Annotated in this window: 16 protein-coding genes and 1 pseudogene; 9 read left to right on the top strand and 8 right to left on the bottom strand. The window is 62.8% G+C overall.

Features of this window, described 5'->3' with window-relative positions:
• Positions 1-14: 14 nt before the first annotated feature.
• The 4 genes from QZZ02_RS08190 to QZZ02_RS08175 form a co-directional block, all read right to left on the bottom strand.
• Positions 15-626 carry a hypothetical protein gene (locus QZZ02_RS08190; protein WP_291843586.1) on the bottom strand — a complete coding sequence of 204 codons (612 nt, stop codon included), beginning with the start codon at positions 624-626 and terminating at the stop codon, positions 15-17.
• A complete protein-coding gene (locus QZZ02_RS08185; RefSeq protein ID WP_291843585.1) occupies positions 623-2,467 on the bottom strand; it encodes a DUF885 family protein in 1,845 nt (614 codons plus the stop codon). The genes QZZ02_RS08190 and QZZ02_RS08185 overlap by 4 nt, the downstream gene beginning before the upstream one ends.
• A gap of 76 nt (positions 2,468-2,543) precedes the next feature.
• Positions 2,544-4,247, bottom strand: coding sequence for a hypothetical protein (locus QZZ02_RS08180; protein ID WP_291843584.1), 1,704 nt, complete (start codon positions 4,245-4,247; stop codon positions 2,544-2,546).
• A 75-nt stretch (positions 4,248-4,322) separates the two neighbouring features.
• On the bottom strand, positions 4,323-5,180 hold the full coding sequence (locus tag QZZ02_RS08175; RefSeq protein WP_366511521.1) for an SDR family NAD(P)-dependent oxidoreductase: 858 nt from the start codon (positions 5,178-5,180) through the stop codon (positions 4,323-4,325).
• Between the two features lie 234 nt (positions 5,181-5,414).
• Here QZZ02_RS08175 and sdhC point away from each other — a divergent pair, with 234 nt between their 5' ends.
• Genes sdhC through QZZ02_RS08155 form a run of 4 tightly spaced genes read left to right on the top strand, consistent with a single transcriptional unit; the run spans position 5,415 to position 8,771 of the window.
• Complete coding sequence (sdhC, locus tag QZZ02_RS08170) at positions 5,415-5,807, top strand: succinate dehydrogenase, cytochrome b556 subunit (RefSeq protein ID WP_291843582.1); 393 nt, start codon at positions 5,415-5,417, stop codon at positions 5,805-5,807.
• A gap of 2 nt (positions 5,808-5,809) precedes the next feature.
• Positions 5,810-6,181 (top strand): succinate dehydrogenase, hydrophobic membrane anchor protein, encoded by a 372-nt coding sequence (sdhD, locus tag QZZ02_RS08165; protein ID WP_291843581.1) that lies wholly within the window; start codon positions 5,810-5,812, stop codon positions 6,179-6,181.
• Positions 6,182-6,193: 12 nt separating this feature from the next.
• Positions 6,194-7,981: a succinate dehydrogenase flavoprotein subunit gene (gene sdhA, locus QZZ02_RS08160; RefSeq protein ID WP_291843580.1), complete on the top strand. Its 1,788-nt coding sequence runs from the start codon at positions 6,194-6,196 to the stop codon at positions 7,979-7,981.
• A 10-nt stretch (positions 7,982-7,991) separates the two neighbouring features.
• A complete protein-coding gene (locus QZZ02_RS08155) occupies positions 7,992-8,771 on the top strand; it encodes a succinate dehydrogenase iron-sulfur subunit (RefSeq protein ID WP_291843579.1) in 780 nt (259 codons plus the stop codon).
• Between the two features lie 57 nt (positions 8,772-8,828).
• On the opposite strand, the gene QZZ02_RS08150 is transcribed toward QZZ02_RS08155, so the two are convergent.
• Positions 8,829-9,932, bottom strand: coding sequence for a serine hydrolase domain-containing protein (locus QZZ02_RS08150; RefSeq protein WP_291843578.1), 1,104 nt, complete (start codon positions 9,930-9,932; stop codon positions 8,829-8,831).
• 238 nt (positions 9,933-10,170) lie between these two features.
• Here QZZ02_RS08150 and QZZ02_RS15060 point away from each other — a divergent pair.
• Both QZZ02_RS15060 and QZZ02_RS08140 read left to right on the top strand, forming a co-directional pair.
• Positions 10,171-10,890 (top strand): annotated as a pseudogene (locus QZZ02_RS15060) (VCBS repeat-containing protein); the annotation flags it as partial.
• A 149-nt stretch (positions 10,891-11,039) separates the two neighbouring features.
• A complete protein-coding gene (locus QZZ02_RS08140; protein ID WP_291843576.1) occupies positions 11,040-11,300 on the top strand; it encodes a VCBS repeat-containing protein in 261 nt (86 codons plus the stop codon).
• Here QZZ02_RS08140 and QZZ02_RS08135 read toward each other — a convergent pair.
• Complete coding sequence (locus QZZ02_RS08135; protein WP_291843575.1) at positions 11,297-12,142, bottom strand: 1-acyl-sn-glycerol-3-phosphate acyltransferase; 846 nt, start codon at positions 12,140-12,142, stop codon at positions 11,297-11,299. The two genes, QZZ02_RS08140 and QZZ02_RS08135, sit on opposite strands and share 4 nt — an antisense overlap.
• A gap of 145 nt (positions 12,143-12,287) precedes the next feature.
• Here QZZ02_RS08135 and QZZ02_RS08130 point away from each other — a divergent pair, with 145 nt between their 5' ends.
• Positions 12,288-12,938, top strand: a complete 651-nt coding sequence (locus tag QZZ02_RS08130) for a hypothetical protein (protein ID WP_291843574.1) — start codon at positions 12,288-12,290, stop codon at positions 12,936-12,938.
• Between the two features lie 93 nt (positions 12,939-13,031).
• Entirely contained in the window at positions 13,032-13,364 is a 333-nt protein-coding gene (locus tag QZZ02_RS08125; protein WP_291843573.1) for a helix-turn-helix transcriptional regulator, read from the top strand.
• Here QZZ02_RS08125 and QZZ02_RS08120 read toward each other — a convergent pair.
• Together QZZ02_RS08120 and QZZ02_RS08115 are read right to left on the bottom strand one after the other, a co-directional pair.
• On the bottom strand, positions 13,352-14,083 hold the full coding sequence (locus tag QZZ02_RS08120; protein WP_291843572.1) for a hypothetical protein: 732 nt from the start codon (positions 14,081-14,083) through the stop codon (positions 13,352-13,354). The two genes, QZZ02_RS08125 and QZZ02_RS08120, sit on opposite strands and share 13 nt — an antisense overlap.
• 129 nt (positions 14,084-14,212) lie before the next feature.
• Positions 14,213-17,515, bottom strand: a complete 3,303-nt coding sequence (locus QZZ02_RS08115; RefSeq protein ID WP_291843571.1) for an autotransporter domain-containing protein — start codon at positions 17,513-17,515, stop codon at positions 14,213-14,215.
• 274 nt (positions 17,516-17,789) lie between these two features.
• On the opposite strand from QZZ02_RS08115, the gene QZZ02_RS08110 reads away from it, so the two are divergent.
• Positions 17,790-19,289 carry a CoA-acylating methylmalonate-semialdehyde dehydrogenase gene (locus QZZ02_RS08110; RefSeq protein ID WP_291843569.1) on the top strand — a complete coding sequence of 500 codons (1,500 nt, stop codon included), beginning with the start codon at positions 17,790-17,792 and terminating at the stop codon, positions 19,287-19,289.
• Positions 19,290-19,345 lie beyond the last annotated feature (56 nt).

Raw genomic sequence — 19,345 nt, 5'->3', positions numbered from 1 at the left:
AGCGGCGCGGGCAATCAGCGCGCCATCAGCCGTTTTGTCGCCTCTCCCACCAGCACAGCCCATATGCCCAGCAGAGCATGATACAGGTGCCAGTTGGTAATGCCGAACGTGCTTTCCATCCGGCTGCCGCCGATCAGAACTGACGCCAGCCCGATCAGTGCAAAAGAGGCCAGCCAGACCAGCCCGGTCGACTGTTTGCCCTTCAGGACCAGCATGCCGCTGGCGACGATTCCCAGGATCAGGCCAAATACCGGGATTGACCCGATGATCGGACCGGTACCCGGGAAAAACATCAGGAAAGCGACGATCGCCGGCAGGCCGTAGCGGACATAGCGCGTGATACCGGTATCCATCTTGACCGCATTGACCTTCAGGGTCAGGCCGACGGAAATCAGCAGGAGCCCGGCGGCGGCTGCGAATGTGCTGGCCAGGCTGTGAGCAAGTTCCAATTCATCGACCAGGCCCGAGGCGAAGCGGACAGCCCCGATCAGGGCGGCAAGCCCCATCAGTCCGAGGCCGAGACGGATCATGCGGACCTTGCCGTCGCGGCGATGCGGCCACAACAGATAGATGCCGAGGATGGCGCCGATCGTGACCAGCGCGTCGGTCAGGGCAAAGGCGATCATTCGCCACTCTCCGCGGCCAGCGCTGCCGCCTGGTCGTCAATCCACGCCAGCATCTTGGATTCTAGGGCAGAAAGCGGCATCGCGCCATCCGCAAGCAGGTAATCATGGAAGGCGCGGATGTCGAAATCGGCACCGAGCCGTTCCTCTGCTTGTGCCCGCAGGTCTCGCATCAGCAATTCGCCCGACTTGTAGGCCAGAGCCTGGCCTGGCCAGGAGATATAGCGCTGCACCTCGGTGCGCACATTGTGCGGCGCCAGGGCGGAGTTCTCGAGCAGGCAGGCTTCGGCCTGCGCTTGTGTCCAGCCCATGTAGTGGATGCCGGTATCGACCACCAGGCGACAGGCCCGCCACATCTCGTAGGTCAGGCGGCCGAATTCCTCATATGGTGTGGTGTAGAGGCCCATGTCGGTGGCCAGCGTCTCGGTATAGAGGCCCCAGCCCTCGCCGAAAGCGGTGATGTAGGTGTCGCGGCGAAAATCGGGAACATCCTGCAGTTCCGCGGCAATCGAGATCTGGTGGTGGTGACCCGGAACGGCCTCGTGAACGGTCAGCGCCGGCAGGGTGTAGAGCGGCCGCTGGCTCAGGTCGTAGGTGTTGACCATATAGCCGCCCGCTACGCCATTCTCGAGATCGCCCGGCCAGTAGCGTCCGGTCGTATAGGTTGGCGCCATCGTGTCGGGCACCGGCCGCACGCCATAGGGCAGGCGCGGCAGATGGCCGAAAAAGCGCGGCATCGCGTCATCGGCCCGCTTGGAAATCCAGGCCGCGTGCATCAGCAGTTCTTCCGGCGTCTCGGCATAGAATTGCGGATCGGTGCGCAGGAAGTTGAGAAAGTCGGCGAACGAGCCCTCAAACCCTGTCCGCGAGATCACCTCGTCCATTTCCTCGCGAATGCGTGCCACCTCATTGAGACCGCGCTGGTGGACTTCTTCCGGCGAGGTATCCAGCGTGGTGTGGTAGCGCACAAGCGTCTGGTAGTATTCGTGCCCGTCCGGAATTTCGGAAACGCCGAGGCTGGTGCGGGTTTGCGGGATGTATTCATCCCGGAAGAAGGTCAGGAGGTTCTGGTAGGCCGGGATAGCCGCGTTTCTGATCGCCGCCTCCGCGTCAGCGCGAACCTGGTCGCGTTCGGCCTGTGGCAGGCCTTCCGGCAGCTGATCGATCGGCGCAATCAGAAGGCCGCGCAGCGTGTCCGGATCGCTCAGCGCCTCGACCTGCGAGGCTGCCAGTTCTGCAATCAGGCGTGGCTGGGTGAAGCCGTCGGCCAGGCCGCGACGCATCCAGGCGATATTGGCGTCAAAATAGGCCGGGATGGCGTTGATCCGGGTCACCCAGGCTTCGGCGCGGGCAATCGTGCGCGGACGGGTTGATGCAGCCGCGTAGGACGGGGCGGAGAAAAACCCGCTATCATTCTGGAAAGGGCTGCGCATTTCATCGAAAGGCGCCAGCTCGACACGAAAGCGCAGAACATAATCAAGCACTTCGTAGGAAATCCGGTCATTGCCATCCAGCGCATCACTGTCGATGGCTTCCAGGCGTGCCAGGAAGGCGACTTCGGCGGCGGCCTGGGCGTCGAGGTTTGCCGGGCTGACATCAAACCATTCGCCGGCGGCTTCCAGGTCGCCGTCACGTGCCCGGGCGCCGGGGCTGTTTTCGTGTTCGAAGGCCTCGAAATCCTCAATCAGGGCAGCAAACAACTCGCTGGCCGACGCCTGGGCGGCCATGCTGACGCGCTTGGTTGCGGCGGCGGCGCTCGATTCGGCGAAGGCCGGTGCGGCAGCCAGACTCAGGGCCAGCATCGAAACACCGGCGAGCAGGCGAACGGGTTGTTGGATTGGCATGTGTCTCTCCCCTGTTGGCCAGAGGATGGCCCGCCCGGTGGCGCCCCGCAAGCGGGGCGGTCACCGATCGGCGTGTTCAGCGCGCCGGGCTGTCTGGCAATCCTGCGAGGCGAGCGCTGCATCCATTCAAGGCGAGGTCAGCATCGGCAACGGCAATGCGCGGCAGGCGGCGTGTTTCGCCATTGGTCGGTCGATACCGCAGATCGATGATCTGCCCGTCAGGCGCCTCCATCCGCAGGACGCTGTCCACCGAAGCATCGCCGTAGGCGCCTTCCAGTCGTTCGACAACCATCATGCCGGGCTCGAAGCCGGCCGGAGCTGCCGGCCCGCCCGGATCAACCTCGGTTATGACGAACCGGTCCTCCGCATTGCGCTCGCCGACCATGCCATAATCAAAGACCGGCGCTTCGACGAATTCGGTCACACCGCACGCGCCGAAGGTGTCGGCGGGCAGGGTGACGGGTTCACCCGCCTCGATGTGGCGCGCGACCAGATCGCTGACATCAACCCCGGTGACGGCTTGCGTGATTTCGGCGAATGCGAGCGGAGCGGCATTTTCCGGGGGATTGGCGTGCATGGCGGCGAGCACGTCGTCGAGGTCCTGCAATCCGTGTGTTGCGTCGCGGATCGTCTGATCGACCAGCGCGGCGAAGATCATGCCGCGGTGATAGGGCAGGCGCTGCAGCTCGCTGCTGGTCCAGAAGCCGGACGTGATGGCGTCGTTCGGCGCATCACGAACCGGTGAGTTGAAATTCTCCATCAGCGCCTCATTCCAGTTCTCAAGCGCTGTCTCCGCCGTCCAGAGCCCGGCCTTGACTGCTGTGCGCTGGGTGAGGAAGTCGGTGAAACCTTCTGAGAACCAGTAGCCCGCCGCCTCGTCCTCGCCCTCAATCGCGCCGCCGACCCGGCCGGGGATCCAGGTGTGGACGTGTTCATGCGTCAGAATCCGCAACAGGATGGACGGGTCTGCATTATTGGTCGTGAAAAAGGCGAAGGCGTCGCCGAGATTTGTCCCGCCCAGGCTCATTACGTCGGATCCCGCTTCGAGCGGCAGGACCGTGACCAGATAGGGCTCCCTCGCAGCGCCCCAATAGGCCGCATTGGCGGCCAGGACCTCGCTGACGGATCGGGCCATGTGGTCGTCTGTGAAGGCATGGTCTCCGCGGATCGCAACCCGCTGTGAGGCCCCGTCGACCGTCTCTTCGAAAACTCGGAAATCGCCGGCGACCGTGATGCTGGTGAGCAGCGCGCTGATGTCCAGCTCGTCCTGCTCTAGGTCCGAGGCCAGTGTCCAGCCCTGTGGCGCGTGGAGCGCGATCTCGACCGTGAAGTCCGCGTCGGAATCGGGAAAGGCGAAAATGGTCTGGCCGATGAGGTGGACCCAGTCGGGCTCCACATACGGCCGGTAGTAATCGCCAAGAGAGGCCAGGGGCTCGCCGGTGCGTTCCGGTGTGACGGTGTAGCGGAGTGTGAGTTCCGCGCCAGGCGCATGGGTCAGGGTCAATCGGGACGGGTCGTCACCGGACCGGATGGCGGCGGCGCCATCATCGCTGACCACGGCAAGATCATCGATCGCGCCCCACAGCGCGTTCTGGCCGCCCCAATTGTTCGGGAGGATAATCCCGGTTTCGCCGTCCGTCTCGCCGATCAGCGTCAGTTCGATGCTGACAAAGGTCAATCCACCCTCACTGGAAACGTCCAGCGCGTAGTCCAAGCGTGTGCCGTCAGCCGTCGCCTGCAGTGCCAGTGTGCTCGTAGCGACCAGAAGTGAGTGCAGCATGTCGATCTCCCCCGAATGGCCTGTATTCAGCGACAAACGGGAGGGCGGATCAAATTAACATGCAGAAATCCGCCGCTAGCGCCGTTTGCGCTGAAGCCCGACCCGTTTCGCCACCATGTTGTTGACCAGGCGCTCGGGCAGGATTTTCGGCAGTGACCAATTGGTCAGGCGGTCCGGCACGATGGCATAGCGGAAGCGCGGCCTGGCGTCCGTCAGGCTGCGGAAGACGCGATCGGCGACCTTTGAGGGCGGGAAGCCGGCGGGTCCATTCTTGGCCATCCAGCCCTGGATACGGGTCATGGCTTCGAAAAAGGGGCTGTTGCGGTAGGGCGTGGTGTCGATCTCTTCGGCCTTGGCCCAGATCGGCGTGGCGACGGCACCCGGGCCGATCACAACGACCTCGATCCCGTAAAGCATGAGTTCGCGGCGCAGGGATTTGCTGATCCCTTCAACGGCATGCTTGGAGGCGGCGTAAGGCCCGAGGAAGGGCGCGCCCATTTCACCGGCGACCGAGGACATCATCACGATGCGGCCCGGCTCTCCGTCCAGGCTCTCATCGACACCGAGCAAGGGGCCGAACGCCTGGGTGACGCGGACAATGCCGGTCACATTGACGTCCATCTGTGTCTGGAATTCCTCGATCGGCAATTCAAGCATCGGCCCGGCGACGGCGATTCCGGCATTGTTGACCAGACCCTTGAGCGTGTGGCCGCCCAAGGCATCACGAACAATGGCTGCGGCCGCTACAACGCTCGCCATATCGGTGACATCGATGATGACCGGAACAAGGTTGGCACCAAGTTCGGCCTTGAGGCGCTCACCGTCTTCCGCTTTTCGGACACCGGCGAAGACCCGCCAGCCCTCATCGACGAGGCGTTTGGCACAGGCGGCACCAATGCCGGTGGAGGCACCGGTGACGACGGCGGAGGGCAGGGTCTGGCTCATGTCGGTCTCCTTGATGGACCGACTTAATCTAGGTCGTGTGGCGCCATTCTCAAACGGGATCGCGTACCGATTGCCGGAAAAAGTGTCTGGATGTTGTCAGCGGTGCGCTTCGTGCCGCGTTGACCCTGACAAGTTCAGGCCTATTGTGCTGCATCGACACTGATTTACCGCGCCAGCGGGGCTGTTGCGCGGGTTCCGGACAAAAGAGCGAAAGGCTGCCTCATGGCTTCCGACTGGTCTGATCCGCGTCCGATGTCGCCACACCTGCAGGTCTGGCGCTGGCACGCGACGATGGCGTCCTCCATTCTTCATCGCGCCACCGGGGTGGCGAACTATTTCGGCGCTGTCGCGATCAGCGTCTGGATCATCCTTCTCGCTTTTGGCGCGGAAAGCTCGGTCGGCTTCCTGTTCGAAGGCTGGATGGCCTGGGTGACGCGGTTCGGCCTGATCGCCCTGACCTATTCGGTCAGCTATCACTGGCTGAACGGGCTTCGCCACCTGTTCTGGGATGCCGGCAAGGGCTATGACCCGAAAGGCTCCAACCTGCGATCCATCCTGATCATCGCCGGTGCGATCGTCCCGACCGCGCTGGTCTGGCTCGAGCTGGGGATCTGATTATGAGCGATTATCGCACGCCTGCCGCCAAGGTTCGCGGACTTGGTGCCTCCGGCCATGCCGCCGGTCACTGGATTACCCATCGGGTCACCTCGATCGCGCTGTTCTTCCTCGCACCGGTCTTTGTCTGGATGCTCGCCAAGTCGGGCGCTCCGGCCAATGCCGGCGAGTTCTTTGCCAGCCCGGCTGGTGCCATCATCACCCTGCTTACGCTGACGGCGGGTTTGTCGCACATGCGGCTGGGTATGCAGGTGATCATCGAGGACTATGTCCACAAGTCTGGCACCAAGATGATCCTGATGCTGGCAAACACTTTCCTGACGCTTGGGTTGTGGCTGGTCACAGCCTTTGCCCTGCTGAAACTCGCGCTTTAACGGACGCACCACATGGCCGAATACAACTGGATCGATCACACCTATGACGTGGTCGTCGTCGGTGCCGGGGGCTCGGGCCTCCGCGCGGCGCTCGGAGCTTCCCAGGCGGGTCTGAAGACCGCCTGCATCACCAAGGTCTTCCCGACCCGCTCGCACACCGTGGCAGCGCAGGGCGGGATTTCCGCCTCGCTGGGAAACATGGGTGAGGATGACTGGCGCTGGCACATGTATGACACCGTCAAGGGGTCGGACTGGCTGGGTGACCAGGATGCCATTGAGTATCTCTGCCGCAACGCGCCGGACGCTGTTTACGAGCTGGAGCACTGGGGTGTGCCCTTCTCGCGCACCGAGGACGGCAAGATTTATCAGCGTGCCTTCGGCGGCATGACCAAGAATTATGGCGAGGGTCCGGTCCAGCGCACCTGCGCCGCCGCCGACCGTACCGGTCACGCCATCCTGCACACGCTGTATGGCCAGTCGGTCCGCAACGAGACCGAATTCTTCATCGAGTATTTCGCGCTCGACCTGATCATGGATGATGACGGCGTCTGCCGCGGTATCACCGCCTGGAAGCTCGATGACGGCACGCTGCATCGTTTCCGGGCCCAGACGGTTGTCCTGGCGACCGGCGGCTATGGCCGCGCCTATTTCTCCGCCACCTCGGCCCACACCTGCACTGGTGACGGCAATGCGATGGTGCTGCGCGCCGGTCTGCCGCTGCAGGACATGGAATTCGTTCAATTCCATCCGACCGGCATTTATGGCGCCGGCTGCCTGATCACCGAGGGTGCCCGCGGTGAAGGTGGTTATCTCACCAATTCCAACGGCGAGCGCTTCATGGAGCGCTATGCCCCGTCGGCCAAGGATCTCGCCTCGCGCGATGTGGTCTCACGCTCGATGACGATGGAGATCCGCGAGGGTCGCGGTGTCGGTCCGAATGGTGACCATATCCATCTCCACCTTGACCACCTGGATCCGGCTGTTTTGCATGAGCGCCTTCCGGGTATCTCCGAGAGTGCCCGCGTCTTTGCTGGTGTCGACGTGACCAAGGAGCCGATCCCTGTCCTGCCGACAGTCCACTACAATATGGGCGGCATCCCGACCAATTATCATGGCGAAGTCCTGACCAAGGTCGGTGACAATGCCGATACGGTCGTGCCGGGTCTGATGGCGGTCGGTGAAGCGGCCTGCGTCTCGGTGCACGGTGCCAATCGCCTCGGCTCCAACTCGCTGATTGATCTTGTTGTCTTCGGCCGTGCGGCAGGTCTGCGTCTGGGGGAGACGGTCAAGGCCGGTGCTAGCCAGCCCGAAATCAAGGCGACCGACGGGCAGAATTCACTCGACCGCCTCGACAAGTATCGCAATGCGTCCGGCGGAACACCGACGGCCAAGCTGCGCCTCGAAATGCAGCGCTCGATGCAGAACAACTGCGCCGTCTTCCGGACCGGTGATGTGCTCGACGAAGGCGTCGGGGCCATCCGCCAAGTCTATGCCGGCATGGCCGATATCGGTGTCACCGACCGCACCATGGTCTGGAACACGGATCTCATGGAAACGCTGGAGATGGACAACCTGCTCTGCCAGGCTGCCGTTACCGTGAATGGCGCAGCCAATCGCGAGGAAAGCCGCGGTGCCCATGCCCGTGAGGACTTCTCCGATCGTGACGATGAAAACTGGATGAAGCACACGCTCGCCTGGTGCGACGAAGCGGGCAATGTGAAAATCGACTACCGCCCGGTTCACACCTACACGATGTCGAACGACATCGCGTATATCGAGCCGAAAGCACGGGTCTACTAGGGGAAACGACATGGTTCAGCTGACACTTCCCAAAGGTTCCGCCCCGAAAAAGGGCAAGACCCATCCGACGCCGGGCGGGGCGAAGAATACGCGGACCTTCAAGGTCTATCGCTACAATCCGGAGACCGACCAGACTCCGAGCTGGGACACCTACAAGGTGGACATGGACGATTGCGGGCCGATGGTTCTCGATGCCCTTTTGTGGATCAAGAACAATGTTGACGCCTCGCTGGCCTTCCGGCGGTCCTGCCGCGAAGGCGTTTGCGGCTCCTGCTCGATGAATATCGGTGGCCGCAACACGATCGCCTGCACGTCCGGCATTGACGAGTACAAGGGTGACATCACCATCTCGCCGCTGCCGCACCAGCCCGTGGTTCGCGACCTGATCCCGGACCTGACCCAGTTCTACGCCCAGCACGCCGCAGTGAAGCCCTACCTCAAGACCGATACGCCGGCGCCTGAAAAAGAGTGGAAACAGAGCCCGGAACAGCGCGAGAAGCTGGATGGTCTTTATGAGTGCATCATGTGCGCCTCCTGCTCCACGGCCTGTCCGTCCTACTGGTGGAATGGCGACAAATACATGGGCCCGGCCGCCCTGCTGCAGGCCTATCGCTGGCTCGCCGATAGCCGCGACGAGGCCACCGGCGAGCGCCTCGACGAGCTCAATGACCCGTTCAAGCTCTATCGCTGCCACACCATCATGAATTGCGCCCAGGTCTGCCCGAAGGGTCTGAACCCGGCCGAGGCCATCGGCGAGATCAAGCAGATGATGGTCGAGCGCGAAAGCTAGGCCTCCACGCCAGTACTGAAATCGGTCAAGCCCCGCCGGATTCGGCGGGGCTTTTTTCTATCGGGCGCGACTGGCAAGTATTTCCAGCGCGAGCTCATCGAGGAAGCCGGGGGCGCCGAAGCCTAGAGACCGCACGGTATCATCATTCTGCAGGATGGCGACCGAGATCCCGGTTTCAGGGTCATAGAATACCAGCGCTGTCGCGCCAAGACCATCACCGCCGTGGAGGCGGTAGCGATGGTCGCCGTAGAGGACCTCAAACGCGCCGGCTCCCACCGACACCCGCCCGGCATCCAGACCGAAAGCCTCGCCGCCCGCCGGTAACTGGTATGCCTGGCCAGTAGCGCCAGTGTCATCGGCCAGCCAGATCGCCCCCCATCGCGCCAAGTCTCCAGCATTGATCATCACCCCGCCCGCAGCATAGCCAAGGCTGGCCAGTTCGCGTGCGAGGCGGTCGTCAAATTGGGGTGCTCCCAACACACCGCCGAGCATGGCTGAGTAACCGAGCGCGTCGGGGGCGTCAGAACTGTCGGTTACAAGGCTGGCACTGGAGAGGCCGGCAGGCTGGAAGACGAGGTTGTCCAGCGCATCGGCCAAGTCGAGGCCGGTCTGGTGCTCGATAACCCGTCCCAGGACCGCGTAGTGGGAATTCGAGTAGGCAAAATCCGAATTAGCTGTCCCGGGGGCGGCAGTCGCGAACCCGACGACCGTTTCGCTCAACCAGGACGACCGTCCGTTCGAATGCTCGGCCAGAAATGTCTGAAAGCTGAGAGCCCCGCCGATGTATTCCGGGATGCCAGCTGTGTGGTAAAGCAGGGATCTGACAGTCAGATTGGCCCCAAAATTCAGTCCGGATGCCGTCGCAGCCGCGTCATCAAGCGAGACAAGATGGTCTGCGTTCAGAGCGAGAATGGCCGCGGCCGTGAATGTCTTGGACACGCTGGCAATGGCAAAGCGGTCGCTAGGGGTGATCGCCTCTCCGTTTTCGCTGCGATGCCCGGCGACTGCCGTGTCGAGACTTCGTCCGTCCCAAACAGCAACGGAGATACCCAGCACATCGGTCCGCGTGCGCCAGCTTTCCACCTGCGTCTGGAGATCCTGGGCCTGGACGCCCGCAGTCGCTGCCAAAAGGGCAAGTCCAGCTGAGAAAACACGTAACATCCTGATTCCTACCTATCCGCCGCCGGTCAATTCTGGCGCTCTCTGCTTTGGGATGCTTCCTGCAGGGTGATCGGATGCAGCGAGTGGTTTTCCCGCTGAGGTACTCGCCAGGGCCCGGTTGGCCGAATCGTGAGTCGTCTCGGCCAAAATGGGTGTTGCGCTTCCTGGTGGGCGGGGCTTCACGAACAAAGCTTAACTGGCGGCCGGAAACTCGACCGGTTAGCGTTCTTTCAAATCGATGGGGAGAACGATCATGAAACGCCTGCTGACAGGGCTAGCGGTGGCTCTCGGTATGCCGGGTCTTGCCGCAGCGCAGGACCCGTTCTGGCTCCATCCCTATAATTTCTTCGGCGAAGAGACCGGCCTCACAGCCTCGGTTAATCTCGGTGATCTTGATGGCGATGGGGATCTCGACGGGTTCGCCGTCAATGGTCGTCACTGGATCCAGCAGGATGAGGTTTTCCTGAATAACGGGATGGGGTTCTTCCGCTCGGCGCGGAATGCAGGCCCGGACCGGGCCACCGGCTATGAGGCGGCGCTGGCTGATTTTGATGGGGATGGCGATCTCGACGCGGCCGTCGCGCGAGACCTTTTGCCGGTTCTCCTCCTCTTCAATGATGGCGCCGCCCATTTTGACGAGGCGCGCGAGCTTGGCCCGGTCGCCCAGGCCCGCAGCATTGCCGCCGCCGACCTTGATGGCGACGGCGATCAGGATCTCGTCCTCGTCCAGCGGGGCGAGGCAAACCGCTACTTTCTTAACGACGGTACAGGCCATTTTGGCGATGATATCGAACTGCCGGGCGCCTGGCAGACGATCCAGCTTGCGGCGGGCGATGTGGATGCCGATGGCCTGATCGATCTGGTTTTCTCCAATCGCGGCGGTGAAGGGGTGGTCTTGTATCGGGGTCTGGTCGCGGGCGGATTCTCCGAACCGGTCCTGCTGGCGGGGGAGCTCTCCATGGAGATAAGGGCGGTCGCGCTGGGCGATGTCACGGGGGACGGCCACCCCGACATCCTCGCCGGCGGCATGGAGATGCAAAGCGTCATTCTGGTCAATGATGGCACCGGGGGTTCACCCAGATCGAGCGCTTCGGCGACGCGACTGACGTGGAGTTTGGCCTCGCCCTCGCCGACTTCAACCAGGATGGGCGAACGGACATTGGTGTTGCCAATTCCGGGGTCCGCAACCGGATCTATCTCGGCTCTGCGGACGGCTTCGTACCGCTTGAGGTCGGCGATGCGCCGTCAGATACGTATAATCTCAGCGTCGGGGACCTGAACGCCGATGGACGCCCCGATCTGGTTTTCGCGGTGTCCGAGGGATCGAACTACACGCTGATCAACCGGATGAATCCCGAACCCGATTAGCGCCCCCACGCCATCCGCTCGCAAATATCCCGGAACATTTCGGTGACCTGGCTGTCCGTACCATCTTCCTTGCTCACCATCATCGGGCGGCCATAGGCCAGCTTGTAGCGGGTGCCGGCCTTGCCCATGAAGCCGTGGAAGATCGTCATGTCCTTGAGCTCCTCATTGATCTGCGCAAGGGCGTAGTAGAGGAAGGGCATGCGCTGGCGCACGGCAAGCGGGATGATCGGCGCGTCAAACTTGCGGGCGAGGCTGATTGCCGTCGGCTGCCACGGTCGCTCGCGCAGGCCCCAATGCTTCCAGCTCCATTCTGACATCCGCCCGGACGGGAACAGCACGATGCACTGGCCGGCCTTGAAGGCATCGATGGCCCGCCTCAGGACTTCCCGGCTCTGATTGCGGTTGCGGGCGTGATCGCGCCACTCGACCGGAATGACCCGCTCCTCCAGTCCTGGGCACACTTTCAACGCATCGCGATTGGCAAAATAGAGCAGGTCGGGGCGCTTGGCCTTCAGCGTATCCCAGAGCGCGATACCGTCGGCAATTCCTCCGGGGTGATTGGCGACAATCACGCAGGCGCCCTCCGCTGGCACATGGTCGAGCCCCGCGCAGTTGGTCTGCAGGCGAAGATAATCTGACGCCCATTCAAAACAATCCGTGCCGGACAGGTCAGCGATGGCATCTGCCATGGCGACAGCCCGGCGATAGCCGAGCAGCGGGTAGCCGATCATCTTCACCAGCGGCCAAAGGGGTGTGTTGATGAGGCGGGGCGCGCGGTCTTCGATCAGCACATCAACGATATGGGGCTCCGCCGTGACAGGCAGAAAATCAATTTGGGTCATGAACGCAGGAAACTCCCGGAGTGGTGCCGAGGCAATGGGTTTCCATCCTGACGGCCAATAGGGTTACCGTAAGATTTACAACCTGGCCCGCAGCTTGCGACAGCCCGGTCAGACGTTAACGCCTTGTTCACGAATGGAACACGCCATGACGATGACCGAAACGCTGCCCGCCGGGGAAATCCGCCGCCTTCCGAACAAGCGCGCGCGCATCCAGGATGATCTCGTGGCTGATTACCTAACCACCATGGTCCAGCCCGGCCAGCGGACGATCCAGATCGGTGGCGGCGATCTTGGCGCGGTGTGCCTCAAGCGCGGCGCGCATCACCAGGTGGTGGCGACGATGGGCGCGATCGAAGCCCTGCAGGCGGCCTGCGACCGGCGCGCCATTCCGACGGACGCCTTGAGCGGCGGGCCGGCGGTACGCGCGGGCGGGTCTGACGCGCCGTTTGATCTCGCGATTTTCGGTGCCGAGACCGGATTCCCGGCCATGGCGGCCAATTGGCGTCACGTCTCAGGGCGGCTGCGTGATGGCGGCATCCTGGTGCTGCTGGGGGCCGACCATGGCGCTTGTGCTCGCCTGGCCGATGCGCTTGAGCATGATCCCAGCTGGGTCCTGCAGGGCAAGATCGGCGGCGAGGCAGCAATGTTTCGCAAAGTGGGTCTGGTCAGCGATGCAACGGCGCTGGCCGGGCTGGCGCGGGTCGGCGATCCCGCCCGCCGTCCGCGCGGCATCCGGCACGGGCTGGTCAGCCGACTGTTGGATCGAGTTTTTCCGGCCCGCAACAACGCGGCATGAGGCGCGCGCGAGCCATGCAGGCCTTTGGAACTGTCGCAAAACTTTCATTGAAATTGTATTGAGCGGTCATGCTTCGCCCGTAACCCGGACTGCATGACTGCTCGCAATGCACTTGCCGGTTTCGCGGCCCTTGCGCACCCCGTGCGCCTCGCCCTGTTTCGCAAGCTGTGCGACCAGGCACCAGAGCGTGCTTCGGCCGGGGCGTTGGCCCAGGGTTTTGACATTCCCCCCTCGACCATGACCGGCCATCTGCAGGCGCTTGAGCGGGCTGGCTTGATCAAGGCGGAACGCCGGTCTCGTTTCATGCTCTATTCGCTCAATCCGAACGGAACGCGTGACCTAGTGAATTTCCTGGTGGATGACTGCTGCCATAATCGTCCCGACCTGGTCGGCAAGGATGCAGACGCGCTCGCTCAGGCGTCCTGACGCAATCCTCGATCTTCCTGCCCAACTGGTCCAATTGGTCCGCCAGTTCGTTCGCTTCTCCCGCGGGGAGGTCCGTTCCCGCCGCCGCGCGGCCCCGGGCCTTCGCTGACACCGGAACCGCCACCGCGCCCGCTTCTGACATGCCGCGCGCAATCCGGAGTCATCGTCTCGCGGGTCAGCGGCGTCGCCTGGAAGGCGGCCGTACGATCGCGGGCCTGCATCATGGCGGCCGGATCAAGGCGGGCCTCGATGTCGGCCTCGACGGCGTTGTCGAGACGGTCGAGACCATAGCTGCGCTCGCGGGCATTGCGGCGGTAGAGCCGGGCCCAAAAGGCGGCCTCCATCAGCGCTTCCTCGGTCGGCACGCTGGCAAAGGCTTCTGCCAGCGCGGCCTGGGCGGCCGGCCAGCCGGCATTGCCGGCCGAGACCAGCCGGTCCAGCCCTTCAACCCGCAGCGCGTCGCGCATGAGAGCCGGGGTCGTGTCGGCTTGTGACAGGGCGAGCGCGCTGCGGCCGGCAAGGAATTGCGCGATCTCGAAGCCGTCACCCTGCCCGGCGATGCACCGCAGGATCGGCAGGGCGTCTGCATGCCGTCCCTGATCGGCAAGCCGCGCCGCCGTCTCGAAACCCGTTGGCGGGCGACGATCCAGGTCCCTTGCGCTGCCGGCGCACCCGGCCAGAAAAATCAGGGCGCTGAGCCCGGTCATCGTCCTGCGCATGGAATATCCTTCCCTGGATGGATGTCGCATTCAACGGTATCTCGCTGCAAATCCGTCGCGGAATCCGTGAATCAAAAGCACCCGGCCGATATAGACCGGGTGCTCCTGGGTAATGCGACAAAAAGCAGATCAGAACGGCATCGAAATCGCGATGCTGGTAACCGCCTGATTGATATAGTTGCGATTGATATCGCGCTGGTGGCTGAAGGAGAAGACTGTACCATTTGACAGCGTCTTCTCGAAACTGACCGCGGCTTCGAACCATGTGGCGTCGAGCGTCAAACTCCCCGGGGCCGAGAAGCTGACCAGCGGCGCGCTGGCGAATGCGGCCGAGTAGAGCTCGTCGCTGTCGCCCAAATCCCGGGCCGCACCGAGATAGACGCTCGGCTCAACACCGAAAGCCTGCCATTCCACGGTTGCACCGGCGCGCGCCAGCAAGCTGGTTGCCGAGCGCCCTGCGACAGCCAGGCTCGCCGGACCGGCAGAGCTCGTCGCCGCGTCGAAACTGAAATCGCTGTATTCCAAACTCGCCGTCGGTGCGATCGAGAAGCCCTCACCGGACCAGCCTTGATAGGTGATTTCGGCGCCTGCACCGAGCGCATCGCCGTCCTGCCGAAGTCGTGAAGCGCCACCGGTTGCCAGGCTCCGCACCCCGTCACTCTCAAGCGTCGAGTGGCTGAGATAGCCGGACAGGTTCCAGTTATCTTTCCGGTATCCCGCGAAGGCGCTGAACTGCAGCGTCGAAACATCGCTCGTGACATAGCCGATGCTGGCTGGCGCATCGCCATCGGTCTGGGCAAGGCCGATCGCACCACCGAAGGACCAGCCATTGCCTGCCCGGCCTTCGAGTCCCAACAGTGTGAAGCCGCCATCGAAGTCGAACTGACCGGCTCCGCCGATCAGGCCGGCATCGCCCTGGATCAGGCCGATCTGGCCAAAGGCGCGCCAGCCGGTTTCACCCGTCGGACCCATGCCGGTGGCGGGCTGACGGAAGAGCGACTTGGCACCGCTCAGATGGGCCGCGCGGGCCATGCCGTTGGCATGAAGCTCGGCGCTCGCAAGCACATCGACCACTGCGTCGGCCTGTGAGGCCCGCCCGCCGATTTCACTGCGCAGGGCTGCGCTCAGAGCATTGCCTTGTGCACGCGCTGCCCGGTCGAACATGACCGTCTCGTAGGGCGCATGACTGTCGAGGGCGGCCGTGAGATCGCTGTCTTCCAGCAGGTCGAGCAGGCCGTAGATCGTTGCGAGATCGTCGTAATTTGCCGCGCGCCCATCATCGAGCGCGGTGGCCAGATTGTATTGGAAGAAATTGCTGAAGCTGGCCTGGCTGGTCAGGCTGTCGGCTTCGATCGAATAGGAAACGGTTCCGTTGGCGAAGCTGACTGTCGGCCGCAGGGCCCCAGGCAGATCCATGATGTCGGTGAAGCTTTCAGCTGTGGATGTTGCCAGGATGAAGCTGTTGCCGTCGCCATAGCGCGGCAGATAGCCGTTCACCGGATTGAGAATGAGCGTACCGCCGAGTGAGATAGTGCCATTGACGGTGAGACGATCGGAGCCGCCGGGCGCGATGTCGATCACCAGGCCGCTGGCCGAAGCCAGGATGACATTGCCGTTCACGGTCAGATTCCCGATCTGCCCCATGCCACCCGGTCCGATCAGCCCCATGATGTTGGTGAGGTAGGGCGTGTTGATCGTGCCGGAACCGGTCAGCACGCCGGACATCAGAAGATAATCGCCCCAGCTGCTCAACGTGCCGTCGACATTCATCGACCCCGACTGATGCATGATCTCGATCAGGCTGGTCAGGTCGCCATTGCTGGCCACGTCAAGCCCGGCCGATGCGCCGGCGAGCGTCAGCCGGTCGACCTCGACCGTGCTGGAGAGCGTGGTCAATCCATCCGACAGGATGACGTCGAAATAGCGCCCGATCGATGTCGCGGTGGCGTTGACATTGTTGACTGTAAAGCCGGTCGCGCCCGGCAGGCCGTTGGTGATCGTGGCGGCCGGCAGGGCACCAAGCGTGCCCGGGCCTGCCGCGCTGTCACTCTGCACGGCATAAGCAGGATTTGCTTCCGACACCGGCAGGCGCGCCGGTGCGAGGCCGCCGGAATTGTCGCCGGCTGAGCCGATACTGTTGTCGTTCAGTCCGGCAACCGGCTGGGCGCCGCCTTCATTGTAAGGCGCCACAACGCCGGTCTCGAGTGTTTCGCACTCGATGGGTGCAAAACAGATTTCACCCCAAGGATCGGATGTGTCGCCGATTCCTTCGCCCGGGTCGGTGGGCAGGCCGTTGACGATATTGCCATTCTCGTCGATCACCCGGAAGGCCGGATCGAGCTGTGTGACCCAGTGATTGGGGTCCTCCCAATTGCCGTCGCTGCCATCGGTCGAGACGTAGCGATAGGGGTTGTTCTCGACGACCCAGTCCCAGAACAGGTAGAGCGGCTGATAGAAACTGCTGGTGCCGTAGGATGAAAACGCTTGCGGTCCAAAGAAGCGAGAGCCCCCGGACAGGACGCCGATCACCAGGTCTTCCCCGATGCCTGCGTTACCGGCCGCATCGAGAATCAGGGGGCCGCCGGAGTCGCCGCCCGCAGTTGTTCCCTCATTGGGGGCCGCATCGCCGCGGAAGAGGTCAAAATCGAACGGGTTGGTCCGCGTCGGATCGTCGAAGTCGAGCTGGTAGAGGTTTTGCGGATTCGCGTCGCCAAACGTAGATCCGAACAGGAAGAAATTGCGATCATCGAGTGAGGCAAGGGCGCCGATGAAGTTCTCGGCCGCACGGCGACGCCAGTCGATCGCGATGGAGGCGCCCGAGCTCCCGTCGCCGCTTCGGCCGTAGCCGACCAGGTTGACGTGATATCCAGAGCCGGTTTCCTGCGTGTAGGCGGTCGGCGCCGGCAGCGCCGAGAACAGGAGCGCCCAAGTCGGGACATTGCCGGCGGGTGTGTCGAGCACTGATAGTGCAATATCGCCTTCCAGGAATCCCAGCCCTTCGGGGCGCGCGACCGATTCCATATTGTAGAGAATCTGCGCGACATTGAAGACGGCCATATCCGGATTGCTCGAATAGCCGTTGTTGATCCAGTCGATGAAGCCTGGCAGGGCGTCAGCGCCGAAAGACCAGGCGGCGTTGATGCCGGCGCCGTAGTCGCTGGCCGGGCGATCATTCACGCAATGCGCGGCGAAGAGGACCATCCGCGGATTGACCAGGGTGCCGGAGCAGACAAAGCCGTCATCGCGAAAGAACATGCCGATGCCGGTTACATCGGTCGCCGAGTCGAAGGTGTCGTCGGATGTAACGCCATCGACCGGTACGATCTGACCGACTTCCTGCTGCGCAAGGGCGGGTGCCGCTGACAATCCGATGATCGAGGTTGTCGCGACAAGCAATGACCTGAAATTTGTGAGTTTGCGAACAGTAGCCACGGTATTTTCCCCTGAGGATGATAGCGGTTGTCGTCGGCGGTCTCGCCAACACCCAAACCGATTGCGTATCAGGTCCATATTGTTGTGCGGGTCCCATGGCTTTGCAAGGATAAACCGGTCGCAATCGGTCCATCCTCAATCCATGCGTGTCCCGGGGTCGCGCGGCCGCCCAAAACTGAGCCACCGCTCGACAGGCCGGGGCAGGCATACTAAGTCAGCGCCAGCAATCGGTCCCGGAGAGGACCGGATCCACTCGAGTTGCGGGAGCGTAGCGATGACGCGCGAAATCCATCATTTTATCAACGGCAAGGCCGCAGTCGGCGTGTCCGGGCAGTTCGGCGACGTCTACAACCCGAACACGGGTGACGTGCAGGCCCGCGTCCAATTCGCGACGACGGACGAGGTGGCCAAGGCGGTCGAGGATGCCAAGGCGGCCCAGATCAAATGGGCTGCCATGAATCCACAACGTCGCGCCCGTGTCCTGATGACGTACAAGTCGCTGGTCGAAGCCGAGATGGACAGTCTCGCGGAGCTTCTCTCTTCGGAACATGGCAAGGTGATCGCCGACGCGAAGGGCGATCTGATCCGCGGTCTGGAAGTCGTCGAATTCGCCTGCGGCGTGCCGCACCTGATGAAGGGTGAGTACACGGAGAGCGCCGGCCCCGGCATTGATGTCTATTCGATGCGCCAGCCGCTCGGCGTTGTCGCCGGCATCTCGCCATTCAACTTTCCGGCCATGATCCCGATGTGGTTCATGGGTATGGCGCTCGCGACCGGCAATGCGATGGTCCTCAAGCCGTCGGAAAAAGATCCTTCAGTTCCGGTTCGTCTGGCAGAGCTGATGATCGAGGCCGGACTGCCTGAAGGTGTGCTGCAGGTCGTACACGGCGACAAGACGGCTGTTGATGCGCTGCTGCACAATGAGGACATCAAGGCCGTCTCCTTTGTCGGTTCCTCCAGTATTGCCCACTACATTGCCCAGACCTGCGCCCGCGAAGGCAAGCGCTTCCAGGCCATGGGCGGTGCCAAGAACCATGGCATCATCATGCCCGACGCGGACATGGACCAGGTGGTCACCGACTTTCTCGGCGCCGCATTCGGTTCTGCCGGCGAGCGTTGCATGGCGCTGCCGGTTGCGGTGCCGGTCGGCAAGGATACGGCCGACGAGTTCGTCGGTCGTATCAGGGAAGAGGCGGCCAAGCTTCGCGTCGGCGTTTCGACCGACAGTGACGCGCACTACGGACCGGTCGTCTCCTCGACCCACCGGGCATCGATCGAGAAATGGATACAGACAGGCGTCGATGAGGGCGCGGACCTGTTGCTGGATGGTCGTGGCTTCAAGCTTCAGGGCCATGAGAAAGGCTTCTTCATCGGGCCGAGCCTGTTCGACAATGTGAAGCCCTCCATGTCCTCCTACCAGGAAGAGATTTTCGGTCCGGTACTGCAGGTCGTGCGGGCCGATAACCTGGACGAGGCGGCTCACCTGCCGTCCGAACACCAGTACGGCAATGGTGTTGCGATCTTTACCCGAAGTGGTCTGGCGGCGCGTGAGTTTGCTTCAAAAGTCCAGGTCGGCATGGTGGGTATCAATGTGCCGATTCCGGTGCCCGTCGCCTATCACTCCTTCGGGGGCTGGAAACGGTCGGCCTTCACCGACACCAACCAGTACGGCACGGATGGCATTCGCTTCTTCACCAAGATCAAGACCGTGACCCAGCGCTGGCCGACCGGTGATATCGGCGATCAGGCCTTTGTCATTCCCACGATGAACTAGGTCCCGCCGGGAGCTGGTTCCTGAACGCAAAAGGCCTCCCGATTTTGTGTTGGGGA

This window comes from Maricaulis sp. (genome assembly GCF_015665295.1).
In the GTDB taxonomy this organism is placed as follows: domain Bacteria; phylum Pseudomonadota; class Alphaproteobacteria; order Caulobacterales; family Maricaulaceae; genus Maricaulis.
The sequence above is the reverse complement of the archived record's forward strand: the minus strand, read 5'-3'. Positions and strand labels throughout refer to the sequence as shown.